The sequence below is a fragment of the Sphingobacterium spiritivorum genome (genome assembly GCF_016724845.1).
Taxonomy (GTDB): Bacteria; Bacteroidota; Bacteroidia; order Sphingobacteriales; family Sphingobacteriaceae; genus Sphingobacterium; species Sphingobacterium spiritivorum_A.
The window spans coordinates 4,671,587-4,686,251 of the sequence record NZ_CP068082.1 but is presented as its reverse complement, the minus strand read 5'-3'; the positions used below and the strand labels follow the sequence as shown (position 1 = coordinate 4,686,251).

Annotated in this window: 17 protein-coding genes; 8 read left to right on the top strand and 9 right to left on the bottom strand. The window is 39.3% G+C overall.

Features of this window, described 5'->3' with window-relative positions; all coding sequences use genetic code 11:
* Positions 1-188: 188 nt before the first annotated feature.
* Both I6J03_RS19995 and I6J03_RS19990 read left to right on the top strand, forming a co-directional pair.
* Positions 189-491, top strand: a complete 303-nt coding sequence (locus I6J03_RS19995; RefSeq protein WP_003002357.1) for an ArsR/SmtB family transcription factor — start codon at positions 189-191, stop codon at positions 489-491.
* A 20-nt stretch (positions 492-511) separates the two neighbouring features.
* Entirely contained in the window at positions 512-1,612 is a 1,101-nt protein-coding gene (locus tag I6J03_RS19990; protein WP_003002358.1) for an NADH:flavin oxidoreductase, read from the top strand.
* Positions 1,613-1,654: 42 nt separating this feature from the next.
* On the opposite strand, the gene I6J03_RS19985 is transcribed toward I6J03_RS19990, so the two are convergent.
* Positions 1,655-3,421 carry a helix-turn-helix transcriptional regulator gene (locus tag I6J03_RS19985; RefSeq protein ID WP_201693929.1) on the bottom strand — a complete coding sequence of 589 codons (1,767 nt, stop codon included), beginning with the start codon at positions 3,419-3,421 and terminating at the stop codon, positions 1,655-1,657.
* Between the two features lie 363 nt (positions 3,422-3,784).
* Between I6J03_RS19985 and I6J03_RS19980 the strand changes: the two genes are divergently transcribed.
* From I6J03_RS19980 to I6J03_RS19955, 6 genes are all read left to right on the top strand, one after another.
* Complete coding sequence (locus tag I6J03_RS19980; RefSeq protein ID WP_003002362.1) at positions 3,785-4,630, top strand: RteC domain-containing protein; 846 nt, start codon at positions 3,785-3,787, stop codon at positions 4,628-4,630.
* Between the two features lie 250 nt (positions 4,631-4,880).
* Complete coding sequence (locus I6J03_RS19975; protein WP_024566644.1) at positions 4,881-5,234, top strand: helix-turn-helix domain-containing protein; 354 nt, start codon at positions 4,881-4,883, stop codon at positions 5,232-5,234.
* Positions 5,235-5,246: 12 nt separating this feature from the next.
* Entirely contained in the window at positions 5,247-5,555 is a 309-nt protein-coding gene (locus I6J03_RS19970; protein ID WP_002978404.1) for a helix-turn-helix domain-containing protein, read from the top strand.
* An 85-nt stretch (positions 5,556-5,640) separates the two neighbouring features.
* Positions 5,641-7,101 carry a DUF3945 domain-containing protein gene (locus I6J03_RS19965; RefSeq protein WP_003002367.1) on the top strand — a complete coding sequence of 487 codons (1,461 nt, stop codon included), beginning with the start codon at positions 5,641-5,643 and terminating at the stop codon, positions 7,099-7,101.
* Positions 7,102-7,107: 6 nt separating this feature from the next.
* Positions 7,108-9,201, top strand: a complete 2,094-nt coding sequence (locus I6J03_RS19960; protein WP_003002368.1) for a type IA DNA topoisomerase — start codon at positions 7,108-7,110, stop codon at positions 9,199-9,201.
* On the top strand, positions 9,191-10,072 hold the full coding sequence (locus I6J03_RS19955; RefSeq protein WP_003002371.1) for an ORF6N domain-containing protein: 882 nt from the start codon (positions 9,191-9,193) through the stop codon (positions 10,070-10,072). The genes I6J03_RS19960 and I6J03_RS19955 overlap by 11 nt, the downstream gene beginning before the upstream one ends.
* 92 nt (positions 10,073-10,164) lie before the next feature.
* Here the strand turns inward: I6J03_RS19955 and I6J03_RS22855 are convergent, their stop codons facing one another.
* From I6J03_RS22855 to I6J03_RS19920, 8 genes are all read right to left on the bottom strand, one after another.
* Positions 10,165-10,374: a GDCCVxC domain-containing (seleno)protein gene (locus I6J03_RS22855; protein ID WP_078704224.1), complete on the bottom strand. Its 210-nt coding sequence runs from the start codon at positions 10,372-10,374 to the stop codon at positions 10,165-10,167.
* Entirely contained in the window at positions 10,374-10,976 is a 603-nt protein-coding gene (gene merTP, locus I6J03_RS19950; RefSeq protein WP_003002375.1) for a mercuric transport protein MerTP, read from the bottom strand. Before merTP ends, I6J03_RS22855 begins: the two co-directional genes overlap by 1 nt.
* A 5-nt stretch (positions 10,977-10,981) precedes the next feature.
* Complete coding sequence (locus tag I6J03_RS19945) at positions 10,982-11,347, bottom strand: ArsR/SmtB family transcription factor (RefSeq protein WP_003002377.1); 366 nt, start codon at positions 11,345-11,347, stop codon at positions 10,982-10,984.
* Positions 11,348-11,429: 82 nt separating this feature from the next.
* Positions 11,430-11,846 carry a bleomycin resistance protein gene (locus tag I6J03_RS19940; RefSeq protein ID WP_003002379.1) on the bottom strand — a complete coding sequence of 139 codons (417 nt, stop codon included), beginning with the start codon at positions 11,844-11,846 and terminating at the stop codon, positions 11,430-11,432.
* 87 nt (positions 11,847-11,933) lie between these two features.
* On the bottom strand, positions 11,934-12,965 hold the full coding sequence (gene arsB / locus I6J03_RS19935; protein WP_003002381.1) for an ACR3 family arsenite efflux transporter: 1,032 nt from the start codon (positions 12,963-12,965) through the stop codon (positions 11,934-11,936).
* Between the two features lie 3 nt (positions 12,966-12,968).
* Entirely contained in the window at positions 12,969-13,583 is a 615-nt protein-coding gene (locus I6J03_RS19930; protein ID WP_072885949.1) for a low molecular weight phosphatase family protein, read from the bottom strand.
* A 19-nt stretch (positions 13,584-13,602) separates the two neighbouring features.
* On the bottom strand, positions 13,603-14,067 hold the full coding sequence (locus I6J03_RS19925) for a DUF6428 family protein (protein WP_003002385.1): 465 nt from the start codon (positions 14,065-14,067) through the stop codon (positions 13,603-13,605).
* A 59-nt stretch (positions 14,068-14,126) separates the two neighbouring features.
* Positions 14,127-14,456, bottom strand: coding sequence for an ArsR/SmtB family transcription factor (locus tag I6J03_RS19920; RefSeq protein WP_003002386.1), 330 nt, complete (start codon positions 14,454-14,456; stop codon positions 14,127-14,129).
* Positions 14,457-14,665 lie beyond the last annotated feature (209 nt).

Below are 14,665 nucleotides of genomic sequence, written 5' to 3'. Positions count from 1 at the left end.
GCGATGCCGGTTTATGCCGGACAAAAGGCGGATAATGTGTAAAGCGGAATCAAAAAATCTTATGATTTTCCTGTACCCTTTTCTTAAATCTGTATCGTAATTGTCATAGGATATACATCCATTGTCAGCTATTCATCATGTTTTGTAAATGCTTATGACCATATCGGGATTTCCCGATATATTTGTTCATGGATTATACAGAAATATTTAAAGCGCTCTCTAACAAAGGTCGTTTTCAAATCTTACAATGGCTCAAGGATCCGGAAAACCATTTTCCGTATCAGGAACATGCAGATCTTCGTGAGGTCGGGGTTTGTGTGGGGCAGATACAGAGAAAATCCGGACTGACACAATCTACAGTATCCGAATACCTGGCCATTATGCAAAAAGCTAATCTGGTACAATCTGTCAAAATAGGTCAATGGACCTATTACAAACGAAATGAAGAAATTTTACAGTCAATAAGTGATTTTTTTAAAGACGAACTATAAAAACAAAACACAGGAATTTTATGAGCAATAATAATTTATTTCAGCCATTTCAACTCAAATCATTGCATCTTAAAAACAGATTTGTGATGGCTCCGATGACCCGTTCCTTTTCTCCGCAGGGTATCCCTACTACTGATGTCGCGTCTTATTATGGCAGACGTGCAGCTGCTGATGTAGGTTTGATTCTGTCTGAAGGCACTGTGATCAATCGTATATCTTCTTCTAATGATCCCGATGTGCCTCATTTTTACGGGCAGGAAGCGTTAGAAGGCTGGCAGAAAGTCATTCAGGAAGTCCATCAGGCCGGAGGCAGCATGGGACCACAGATCTGGCACATGGGCATTATGCCTGATCACCATTCGGGATGGAGACCCGCTTCTCCTTTTGAAGGCCCTTCTGCATATAACAGTCCCGGCCTGGCCAATGGTAAAGCTATGACCGCTGAGGATATCGAAGCTGCTATCCGGGCTTACGGAGATGCCGCAGCAGAAGCCAAACGATTGGGATTTGATTGTGTGGAATTGCATGGTGCACATGGATATCTTATTGATCAGTTCTTTTGGAAAGCCACGAATAATCGTACAGATAGCTATGGCGGAGAGACTTTAGCAGCACGTTCCAGATTTGCGATCGATGTTATTAAAGAAGTACGACGCAGAGTAGGTGAGGATTTTGCTGTCATTATCCGCTTGTCACAATGGAAGCCGGCAGACTACCATTACAAGCTGGCACAGACTCCGCAGGAAATGGAGCAATGGCTTTTACCGCTTTCAGAGGCCGGAGTGGATATCTTCCATTGCTCACAACGTCGTTTCTGGGAAGCGGAATTTGACGGATCTGATCTTAACTTTGCAGGTTGGGCAAAAAAAATTACAGGAAAACCTACCATTACAGTGGGCTCTATAGGTCTTGATGGCGAGTTCCTGGCTGCATTTGCGGGTGAAAGTTCTCAGCCAAGTCCTTTGGATGAATTATTGCGCAGATACGACAGAGGAGATTTTGATCTTGTGGCCGTAGGGCGTGCCTTGTTAGCTGATCCGCAATGGGTACAAAAGATTGAACAAAATCAAATGGATAAACTGAAGGGTTTTTCAAAAGAAGCACTTGCACAATTGATTTAAACCATTTGTCATGATCAACGTAAGAATTATACGACTCTGTATTTATCCATATGTAAGGGGTGATTCATTCAGCGTACTGATGTAATCTTCGAGTTTGGTATCTGAGGGAAGGTTGATTCTGGATTTCAACCTTCTCTTACTTCTGGCGACACTATCTGTACTGATTCCTAATGTATTAGCTATTTGTTTGTTGCTCAGTTGCAGAAAAATAAGACTTGCCAATCGCTCTTCAGCAGGCGTGATACGTTCTACAATCTCTTTGAGTCTGATAAAAAAGAGCGGATAGGCTTTGCTAAAAGCTTCTTTGAATTTTACCCATTCTTCATCCGTGACCAATACATAATTGGAAAGATCATTGTGAATACTCCCCTCTTCTTCTTCATTCGCATAATTGTTTTGCCTGATGACCAGCTGTAAGCGATGCACGAGTTGTTGCTTCTGCCGGATATGTTTAGCGAACTCTGCTAATTGCGTCTTGGCATCCGAAATCTCTTTTTTAGCTGTTTCCTGTTTCGAAAGTAATAGCTGAGCCGTAAGTTTTTGCCTGTTGTAAATTAATAAGCTGATAATGGTCAGTAAAACAATCGCTATTAATGAAAAATTCCGAATCGTCCTTTCCTGTTTCAGATGGTTACTCATGTCCTGTAAATTGACCTGCATATCATCAAAAGCCATTTGCGTTTTCATAACGGATAGTTTTTTTGAATTTATGGCGAGCAGCCGTTCCTTACTCAACTTATCGGCCAGATCTACATATTTATATGCACTATCCGGGTTATGTAGTGTCCGGTAGCTCTTTACTATACCTTCCAGAGCTTCTATTTTAAATTCATCAATATAATTTCCTACTTTTTCGGCTGCTATATAGCTTGATTTCCACTTTTGCAGCGCAGCGGCATACTCCTTATGTTGCCAGTCTACAGCCGCCAGTACGTTTAAAGACTTGGATATATTATTATACGAGTTAAACTCCGTGCTGCTGAGCAGCCATTGCTGTACCATCGGGATTCCTGCCTGCTCCTCTCCTTTCAGGATAAGGGCGTGCCCAATATTACCGGAGGCGATACCCAGCCATAATTTTTGGATATAAGGAGATGAATCAGGCTTTTTATGCAGTGTGTCCAGTATCTGTCTGTAGTAATATATACAGCTGTCATATTTGGCCAGTTTAAGATATGAGGCTCCTACAATATCCAGCTGAAAAAGATAAACTCTCGGATCCCAGGTTTCTGGAGCGACATCTTTATACTGGAGACATTGAAGACCGTAATCGATACTTTGCTGATACTCATTGTTGTTATATAATCCATAACTGGCATTGAAATATCTGTTGTGAACAAATTTGAAATGCGCTAAGCCGATTTTTTTCTGCAACTCTAAGGCTTTGAGGTTATACAACACATAATTATTGTGTCCTACTTCAGCATATAAGGTATAAAGTTCTGATTTCAGCTGTTCATCTTCCAGCTTGTGTGCTATCATGATATCCTCATATAGCCGGACAGAATCTGCTTCGTTTACCGGTTTGTTGTACTCTTTTTTACCCAATATATCGTACATATCTATACGTACCTTCAGTCTGTCATCGGGATGGGATCTGAGATAGGAATACAAATTTGCCATGAGTTTCTGATGGGCCGCATATCCGGTTTTTTGCTTTAACTGTGCATAGGTTTCTTCTGCTTTGAAAGACTGCGTGTTGTCCTTTACTTTCCATGATTTTACCAGAGATTCAACTGTAGGCTGCTGAGCCTTTACTGCCGAAAAACTGATACTTAATATTATGACAATTAATGTTAATGCTTTCATCAGAATTGATGACTTTCTTTTTTTTTTAAAAAAGATTAATATAGCCCAAAGTGGCTAATAAAGAGTAGTTTACAAGAACCGAAAGTGCTATCGGTAACGATTTAGTAATGGTGCTTACTGCACTCGCTTTCATTTGATTACCTTGTAAATCATTACTGCAAATTTAATAAAAAAAGGGTTAAGTCGTAGCATACTTAACCCTTTTTCCGTTTTTAAATATTCGTAAAAAACCCAGTTGAAAATAAATCTTTCCCAATATGGGGACACTATGTGATAATGATTTACATATTATTTCCAAGTTTTGGCAAATCAAAGTAGATGTTATTCTGAAACTAATAGTCCCAATATCTAAACGTCAAAACTATGGAAATCGTGTTGAACAAAATACTATCGGAAATTCAGCATCAGGAAGATAAACTGTCTTCTCAAATGATGCAAACTGCGGATGAGGCTTACCAAATGACCTTATTCCTAAAGGAAATGCTCTTTACTATAAAGATGAAAGCCTTACAAACCGGATTTAAGGATGAGCAGCAGGAAATCAATTTTTTCAAGAACATCAAACCGCAGATTTTAGGAAAACTTATTTATTACAATAAGGTATTCCGCATTGAAACTACCTGCCCCGTAAGTGCAGGGAGAATACACCAAAGTTATTTTGAAAACCAACTGAAAATTCTGAAATCCGAATACAAGGAAAGCATATCCAATGAGGATTTTTACAGGTACTATCGTGCAGGCAGAACTGACCGTGACCACAGTTATTTCAGGCTCGGAAAAATCAATTACCACGATGGTCTAAAAAGTAGTGTATTTGAAATTGACCTTAGCTTTTCTACTTATTACGATAACAAAGTTGCCCATATTATAGCCAATGAATTACTTTATACTTTCTTGCTTACCAAAATAAACCCTGAAAAAAATCCCGATACCATTTCAATAAACGGTGATGGAAACAAAGACATTTCGTGGACGAACTCGCAAAATGCACTGATAGAATTGATTTACGCCCTGTATGTTTCCAAATCTATTGCATACGGGAAAATAGGCATCAGGAAATTAGCATTGATTTTCCAAATCCTCTTCCGAACGCCCTTGAACGATATACATCATTCTTTCCACCGAATGAAAACAAGGGCAGGCTCCCGAACGGTGTTTTTAGACCGGCTCAAAATTTCCCTCGAAGAGTATATGGATAAAGACCTTTAGCAACATCAGCACGGGTGTTTGAAAGCAGTACACAAAATGTACTGCTTTTTCTTTGCCCATATATGCCAATTGGCATATATGGGCAAAAGGCTACTACAAAATAACCGAAACACGCTAAAACCCTTATTAAACAAGGGTTTTTCTCATTGCAAAAAATTTGAAAAAAAGTGCCAAACCAATGGGTACGCATTGGCAGACAAACACTGCCACACTTCTGAATTTTGTACTGTGAATATTAAACAATAGTGCAATGAACATTATAACAGTTGACGAAGAAGTGTGGAAGCACCTCAACGAACGGTTGAAAGCCATTAGCGAATATATCCTCAAACTGGAAGATACAAGCTACGATAGCTTATGGCTCAACAACCACGAAGTCTGCCAGTATCTCCACATCAGCGAAAAAACGTTGTGGCGTATGCGCACCAACGGGCAGATAGCCTTTTCAAAAATGTACGGGCAGTATTACTATACGATTGGTGCTATCAAGGAAATGCTCAACGCAAACGCTGTGCAGACCACCGATGAATATGTAGAGCAGCTTATGGCGAAAGGCAAAAGCTATATCGAGAAAGGCAGAAAGCTGAAATCAGGTAATAATTAAAAGCGTAACCATATGAATATCGACAAAATGGAATTTGTGGCGTGGATGGAACGCATAATGGATAGGCTGGACATTCTTGGCAACCACATAGACGATTTGCAAAAGAAGCGCAACAGCATAGACGGCGAAGAACTACTGGACAATCAGGACTTATTGCAAATGCTGAAAATCAGTAACCGTTCCCTGCAACGCTATCGCTCCATAGGCAAGCTCCCTTATTATACCATTAGCGGAAAACTGTATTACAAACTGTCCGATGTGCATCAGTTCATCAGGGAAAGTTTTAACCCGCCTTTGCCGAAACTGGATGCCAATAAGTGACAAATGCTGCCTTTGAGTGCCACATAAAGCAAATCAGTGAAGGCTCACTTTACATTCGACCGTGAAATTTTAAAATTTTCAGATTATGAGCGAAGAAACAACTAATAAACAAGAAATGCCCGAACAGCTTTCGGACATCTTACTCGTACTGGATAAAGAGAAAATGAAAATCCAGGCAGTAAAGAGTATAGACGAAAACGGGAAAATGGAAACCGTTGACCCCACGAAGAAAAATCAAAACCAGTTTATGCGTGTGGATAAAAGCGGCGATTTCTTTTCCAACTTCTTTTCCAATTTTTTCAGCCAGTTAAAGAACCCCACAAACTTTACTTTCTTCAAAGTACCTGCCCCGGTTGCTGCTGAAAAAGCAGAGGAATTACAAAAGCACGTAGATAAGCCCACTCCACAGGGCGAAAAAGTGCTGAAAGAACACGAGGTAAAAACCGAACCTCAACCCGATAAAAAACAAGAAAATCAAAATAATATGGCAACAGCACAAACAACAACGGAAACAAGCGAATATCGCTACAAGCCGGAGCAGATTGATTGGGACACAATGAAAAACCTCGGATTAAGCAAAGAGTATCTTGAAAAAAGAAACCTGCTCGACCCTTTGTTACGAGGTTACAAAACCAATGAGCTTTTACCGATAGGTATCAACCTCGGTGGCTCTATCCTCCGTACGGATGCCCGCCTGTCTTTACAGCAAGCGGAAGACGGCAATGTTATCGTGGCAATACACGGTATCAAAAGAGAGCCTAACCTCCACTTTGAGTTTTTCGGTCACAAGTTTACGGACGAAGACAAGAAAAACCTGCTCGAAACGGGTAATATGGGGCGTGTCGTCAATTTGGTAAACTCCAAAACAGGCGACCTGATGCCGTCCATTATCAGTATTGACAGGCTGACCAATGACGTGGTTGCACTGCGCACGGAGTTTATAAAAATTCCCGATGAAATTAAGGGCGTAAAGCTGAATGACGAACAAAAACAAACGCTGATGGAGGGCAAACCGCTCTATTTAGAGGGTATGATTTCCTCGAAAGGAACGGAGTTTTCGGCAACTGTACAATTCAATGCTGACAAACGGTATGTTGAGTTCCTGTTTGACAGAGGCAACAACAATCAGCAGGCGCAAACGAACCAACAGAACACTCAACAAAGCAATCAGCAAAGCCAACCGCAAGAAGCTCCAAGAACTTTCAGGGGCAAAGAACTGGATGATGAGCAGTACAATAAGTTCAAAGCCGGACAAACCATATACGTTGAACTGAAAGATAAAAAAGACCAACCGTATAAGGGTTATATCACGTTCGACAAAGATACCGGAAAGACCAATTTTGAGTTTCCAGGTCAATATAAAGCAAGAGTGGAACCTGCTGAAAGCCATAAAACGCAGACTGCCGTCAATTCTGAGGGTAAAACCAACGAAGCGACCAAGAACGTCCAAGAGCCTTTGAAGTCCGGGCAGCAAAGACCGAAAAACGAGAAGCAGCAGGAGCAACAGGATAACAAGCCTGCAAAATCCAAAGGCAGAAAAATGTAATACAGTATGAAAACAATTATTGCAGAAAAACCAAGCGTAGCAAGGGAAATAGCCGGACTTGTGGGAGCATCCGATAAAAAGGATGGCTACCTGACAGGTAACGGCTATTTTGTTACGTGGGCATTCGGTCATTTAATAGGACTGGGAATGCCCGAAGATTACGGGATTTCGGGATTTGACAAATCAGCTTTACCGATATTGCCCAACCCGTTTTTATTGACCGTCCGAAAGGTCAAGAAAGACAAAGGGTACACTGCCGATACTGGCGCATTAAAGCAACTGAAAGTCATTGAGCAGCTTTTTACGAAGAGCAACAGCATCATCGTCGCTACCGATGCAGGACGAGAGGGCGAACTCATTTTCAGGTACATTTATGAATACCTGAAATGCAACAAGCCTTTTGAACGCCTTTGGATAAGTTCGCTTACCGAAAAGGCAATAAAGCAAGGCTTTGACAAACTGAAAGACGGGGCAGCATTTGACGGGCTGTATCAGGCAGCGCAAGGCAGAAGCCGTGCCGACTGGCTTGTAGGCATCAATGCTACGCAAGCATTGAGTATTGCCGCAGGTAATGGTATCTATTCGCTTGGAAGAGTGCAAACGCCCACACTGGCTTTGATATGCAAACGTTACCTCGACAATAAGAATTTCACGGTAAAGAAATACTGGCAGATACAATTAACGCACAACAAAGCCCAGGTTGATTTCAAAAGTATTTCCGCAACCAAATGGGACGAAAAGCAACTTGCTGATGATACCCTTAAAGCTATTCAGCGTGGCGCAACGGCAACCTTTACATCAGTAGAAACCAAAAGCGTTACAGAACAACCGCCCTTGCTTTTCGACCTGACAGGCTTACAAAAGGAAGCCAACAAAAGGCTGAAATTATCTGCTGAAGCAACGCTCAATATTGCGCAAAGCCTGTACGAAAAGAAGTTTATCACGTACCCACGTACCGGGAGCAAATACATCCCTGAAGATATGTGGGCAGAAATTCCAAACCTCGTGCGGGCATTGCAAAATCGTGAGGATTGCAAGCAAGCCCTTACCAAAATCAAATGGGGACGGTTCAACAAACGTATCGTGAATGACCTCCGTGTAACGGACCATCACGGTTTGTTGATTACGGACAAAGTGCCGTCCGTACTTAATGCAGACGAAAACAAGATTTACAATATGATTGCGCTTCGCTTGCTTGAAGCCATATCGCAAGCCTGTGTCAAAGAAATAACCGATGTATCATTACAGGTATTGCATTACGACTTTACGGCAAAAGGCTGTAAAATTCAGGAAGCGGGTTGGCGTTCCATAAAAGGAAGTTTTACCGATGACGGCGAAGAGCCAGTGCAGGAATTACCTGAACTGCATAAAGGCGACGAACTTGCCATAAAGGAAGCCGCAGTTTTGGAAAAGCAGACCAAACCACCAGTGCTTTACACCGAAGCCGGGCTTTTGTCGGCTATGGAAACCGCAGGGAAAGAAATTGAGAACGAAGAAGAACGCAAAGCCCTCAAAAATATCGGCATCGGTACTCCTGCAACAAGAGCCGCCATTATCGAAACCCTGTTTACCCGTAATTATATCCAACGGGATAAACGTTCTTTAATCCCTACGGAAAAAGGATTGCAGGTGTACGGGCTTGTAAAAGACCGGAAAATTGCAGACGTGGCAATGACTGCCGAATGGGAATTGGCGTTACAGAAAATAGAAAATAACGAAGCGGATGCCGGAACATTCCAAAAGGAAATGGAAACCTATGCCAAATCTATTACCGATGAATTGCTACAAACCTCTATTGCAAGCACCAACCAACCCAAACTAACCTGCCCGAAATGCAAAAGTCAGCAGCTTATTATCCGTGACAAGATTGTGAAATGCCCTGATGAGGCTTGTAACTGGGTACAGTTCCGCACCGTCTGCGGTGTACAAATCAGTATCGAAAATTTAACAAACCTTGTCAATAAAGGCAAAACCTCTCTTATCAAAGGAATGACAAGCAAAGCCGGAAAGAAATTCGATGCTTACATCATTCTGAAAGAAAACGCTGAAAGTTCCTTTGAGTTTGAAAAAAACAAAAGCAGTAAACGCAATGGAAAATAAACCGTCAATCGTACCCAAAGAAATCAGGAACCTGATTTATACTATCCGGGGCAAACAGGTAATGTTGGATAGCGACCTCGCTGCCTTATATCAGGTAGAAACAAAGAACCTGAACAAAGCTGTTAAAAGAAATATTAAGCGTTTTCCTGTATCATTCTGCTTTCAACTGACCGAAGAGGAAGTTGAAAACTTGAGGTTCCAAATTGGAACCTCAAGTTTAAATTACGGTGGCAGGCGTTATTTGCCCTATGTTTTTACCGAACAGGGCGTTGCAATGGCATCTGCCATACTCCGGTCTGATATAGCCGTTAAAATGAGTGTGGAAATAATGGAAGCCTTTGTAGAAATGAGGCGTATGCTTATCAGCAACGCTTCTTTGTTTCATCGTTTGGATAATATCGAATTAAAGCAACTGGAAGCCGACCAAAAATTTGAAGAGATTTTTAAGGCTTTGGAAAGCGACAAGCTCCACAGTGAAAAAGGCATTTTCTACGACGGACAGGTATTTGATGCCTACGCCTTTGTTTCCGATATTATCCGAAGTGCCAAAAGTTCTATTATCCTGCTTGATAATTATGTGGATGATACGGTGCTTACTTTGTTGGGTAAGCGTAAGACTAATGTAACCGCTACAATCCTTACCAAAAGTTTCAGCAATCAGTTACGGTTAGACTTACAACGCTATAATAGCCAATATCCTCCAGTAACTATTGAGGTTTTCTCCGATGCCCACGACCGATTTTTGATTATTGATAATGCAGAACTCTACCATATAGGAGCATCACTCAAAGACCTGGGCAAAAAATGGTTTGCGTTTTCAAGAATGGATATTGAAGTCGGCAGGATGCTCCAAATCTTAAATAATGAATAAAAAACCTCTGATAATTCGGAGGTTTTTCGCTAAATAGGTTATACTCACAAATTTAGACAAGTAGCTTTCTAAAGTAAATTATTAAGCTTCTCTTATTTACAACAGCTATTTCCTGCTTGTATTGGCGGGCATTTTACAGTACCATAACTGCAATACACACAACAATCCCCCTGTAATGGTTTTAATCTTGTTTTGCAATTTTCACATTCATAAAAATACTGGCAAGCATCTGTTGGCATTGTTTCCTCTTTTTTGTGTCCACAGTTTGGGCAAGTTATTATTGATTTTAATTTAATTTCCATTATGATATAACTTTACTTTTTAGTGATTTATAACCTGTCGAATTGATAGCTTTTTCGATTTCGGCAATACTTGTTTGCTTGTTGTCAAACTTAACAATAGCGTTGCCTTTCTCATAGGAAACGACAACTTCGATAATTCCTTTTAGTTTGCTAATCTCTGTTTTAATATGATGTTCACAACCTGAACAAGTCATCCCTTTGATTGTAAACTCAACTTTCTGGATTTTGGAAGTTTGGGTAATAATTGCTTTACTTTCGGTCTTTGGAAAAAAGATGTGGGCATAAAGGGGAAATGACAAAAGTAAAGCCGCCATAACAGTAATAATTCCTAAAAATGATTTTGTTTGCATAAAATTCGGTTTTTCATTTATTTCACATTCACAGTCAATTTGCTTTTTGGGTTTCAACTTTTGAAACCAAGCAAAACCAAGCACTAAAATTGTCAAGCCAATAAAATATGGTCGGAAAGGTTCGAGCCAAGAAAAGGTTGAAGCAATCCCGCTTGTCCCTGCTATTAGAGCTAAAACAGGCGTAATGCAACATAATGACGCAGCAATTGCTGTAAAAAGTCCAGTGCCGATTAGTTTGTTGTCCGTTTTCATATAGTTTATAAAATTTTATTATCATCAAGTATTTCAAAAAATGGGGTCAACATTTTTTCATACTCTTTTGTCAATGAATAAAAAATAGTTTGTGCTTTTCTTTCCGTTTCAATTAGTCTACGGTCTTTGAGCTTTCGTAAATGTTGAGAAATTGCAGAAATTGTCATACCGAGAATATCGCTTAAATCACAAACACATAGTCGTTTTTCTTCATAAATCAGAAACAGGATTTTCAGTCTTACATTGTTTCCCGCCAATTCAAGTCCATTCGACAAATAGTCAAACGAACCGTGAAGTTCTGAAACTCGTTCTTTACAGCGATTGATTTGTTTAATGTCCGCCTGTTGTCTTATACAAGAAGTACTATCCATGTTGCAAATATAGTTAATTTGCTTATTTAAGCAATTGCTAAAATACAAAAAGTTAAAACCGGCTTGGTTGAACTGTTTGTTCCTACTGTATATTTTCGTAAAAGGTTAGTAAATTTCCGTATAAGTCCAAAGTTGCAAATTCTCTTGTGTCGTAGTAAGTGGTTTCTATTTCGGTTTTTTCATTGTGTAATACTTCCTTTTCTTTTAGTTCTTTATACAGTTCGTCAATGCCTTTTATTTCAATCCGGCAACTGTGTGTACCTGCCAAAAAACTTTCCGCTCCGCTACTAATCGGTTTGAGAAATAAAAAAATACTTTTCCATTTCCAGCTATAATTACAGGAAGCCCATAAATGTAAGTCTATACCATTCCTAATTAATATTGCAAAGGTTTCTTCCATATGTCTGCAATCAAAGCCCAATCGGGCTTTATAAAAGGCAACTGCTTTTTCAATATCCCGAACAGGAAATGCAGGTATGGTCTTTATTAGTTTTATCATTTTCGCGATATTATTTTAATTATTGAACCTTATATTTTTTGTACATCTGTTGAAATCATATTGCCATTTCATAACTTTTGCTTGTTTCTAACTGTAATACTTCTTCTTTAACCATAAACTTGCACGTACTAATAGAATTAGTACCGGAACTTCTACCAACGGTCCTATAACGCCTACAAACGCTTGTGGGGAATGAATACCGAAAACGGCTATTGCTACCGCTATTGCCAATTCAAAGTTGTTTCCTGTGGCTGTAAATGCGATTGAGGCGTTTTTGTCGTAAGGAACTTTAAGGGATTTGTTGATAAAGAAGCTGACGAAAAACATCAGTACAAAATAGATGATTAACGGTATAGCTACTTTTACCACATCCATTGGCAGTTCTAATATTTTATCTCCTTTCAGACTGAACATTAATACTATAGTAAAAAGTAAAGCATATAATGTAATGGGCGATATTCGGGGTACAAATTTCCTGTTATACCATTCTATACCTTTTGATTTTACCATTGCGTAACGGCTTATAAAACCTGCTAAGAAAGGAATGCCTAAGTATATCAATACGCTTTCTGTAACATCTTTCATTGATACGCTTACATTGAAATTTGCCAATCCTAATTTGCTTGGTAATACATTAATGAATAACCAAACTAAGAAGCTATAAGAAATTATCTGAAAGATGCTGTTTAATGCAACTAACATAGCTGTGTATTCTCTGTTTGCTTTAGCTAAATCGCTCCATACGATTACCATTGCGATACATCTTGCCAAACCTATCAATATCAAGCCTGTCATATAATCGGGTTCATTACGTAAAAACAAAACGGCTAATCCGAACATCAATATTGTACCGATAACCCAATTGAGCAATAAGGATATGCCGATTACTTTTTTATCCTTAAATGCTTGGGGCAATAATGAATAATCCACTTTTGCCAATGGCGGGTACATCATCAGTATCAGACCTATTGCCAAAGGAACGTTTGTAGTGCCTACGGATAAAGCATTTGTAATTTTTGATATTCCCGGAAAGAAATACCCTAAACCTATACCTGCTGCCATTGCAAGGAATATCCATAAGGTAAGGTAACGGTCAAGAAATTTTAGTTTTGGTTGCATTGGTTATTGACTGACTTTTGAAAAAACATAAAACATTTCCGTTGCTATCTGTAAACTTCTTTCTGCATATACCTGTGATTGCTCCGGTGTATTGTCTGAAATTTTAGGGTCTTCAAATGTGATAGGTATCCTTTTTTCTGCACCTGCAATAAATGGACATCCACCGTCTGCCTGTGAACAGGTCATAATGGCTGTAAATGCTGATACTGGGTTGAAAGGACTATCGTACTTTTTTGAAAAGCCGATAACAGGCAAAGCATTATCGCTGTATTTTATGGCATATACAGGGTTATTAGTATCTGCGATTTTGAAAATGTTAAACCCCTGATTAGTCAATGTTTCTGCAACTTTCGGAAATAGTGACGTTTCTTCCGTACCGCCCGAATAACAATGTACATTTGGTATATTAAAATGTGCTGACGCTACCTGTGCCCAAACCTGTGATAAATGGCTTCTTCGGGAATTGTGGGTACAGATGAAATTGATATTTATATCCTGCCTGTCGTTTACTTTTTGCTGTATAAAATCAATCAGCGGTTGTAATACGGCTTTACGTTCTTCGCTGATGCTTTGTACATCAATTTTGTTGTTAATGATTTCGATTAGTTTTTGATACATCGCATTTTGTTTTTAGTGTTTAGCAACATCCCGAATTTGGTGTACAGCAAGCATTATTCAGCTCTGATAATTTTACCTTTTGCTTTTCGGCAGGAATACCGCAAGCATCACTTGCCAGGCAAGCGGTTTGCTTGTTTTTCAGTACAAAATGGTTTCCGTTAAAATTCAAATCGTATTTACCAACCGTTTCGCTTTGGTATTCTACTTCTATTTCGGCATCTTCAATACCCAACTTTTCTTCGGATAGCTTAATGATGTTTAATAGCTTTGTTGGCTTTAATCGGTGTTCAAAATCGTTGGCATTCCATAATTGGAAATTGACAACTTTTTCGTTTCTAATTGTTCCGCCACAATCAATGAAGTGTTTTGTAATAACACCTATCTCGGTAACGTGAAAGTGTTCGGGTACAAATGTTCCGTTCTCTAATTGAAATTCAACATTATCCAATGCTGGTAAGATTTCTTTGATGTTTGATAGTTTCATTATTTTTTTATTTAATTGTTATATTGCTTTATTGCGATTAATGTGCTTAAAAAAAATGCTTAACAGCATTTATCAACCTCTACATTATCTATAAAGAAAGCATTGAGTTCCTTTTTAATCTGCTGCCAAACATTTTCATCAATACAGTAGCACACACTTGTCCCTTCTATATTGCCTTTGATGATACCAATGTTTTTAAGCTCTTTTAAATGTTGTGAAATCGTAGCCTGCGCCAATCCTAATTCTTCCACTAAGTCATTACAAATGCAAGCATTCTGCTTGATGATGTATTGTAGGATAGCTATACGGGCAGGATGAGCCAATGCCTTTAAAGAGGTTGCCAAGTTGTTTTGCTGCTCTGTAAATATTTCAGTTTTTGTTACGCCCATAATACACTTAATTTTACATCGCAATATTACGATAAATATTTAAACCACAAAAATAGTTTGTGAAAAAACATATATCCAAGCACCAATTCTGTACAAATTATCATTTCAAATTTCTATTGTAAATAGCCAAATCCTGCCTTTCAAAGCCAAACCCTGCAACATTATCAAAGGCATTTGCTCCTGCTTCTAATTTTAGGATTTAAGTAAAA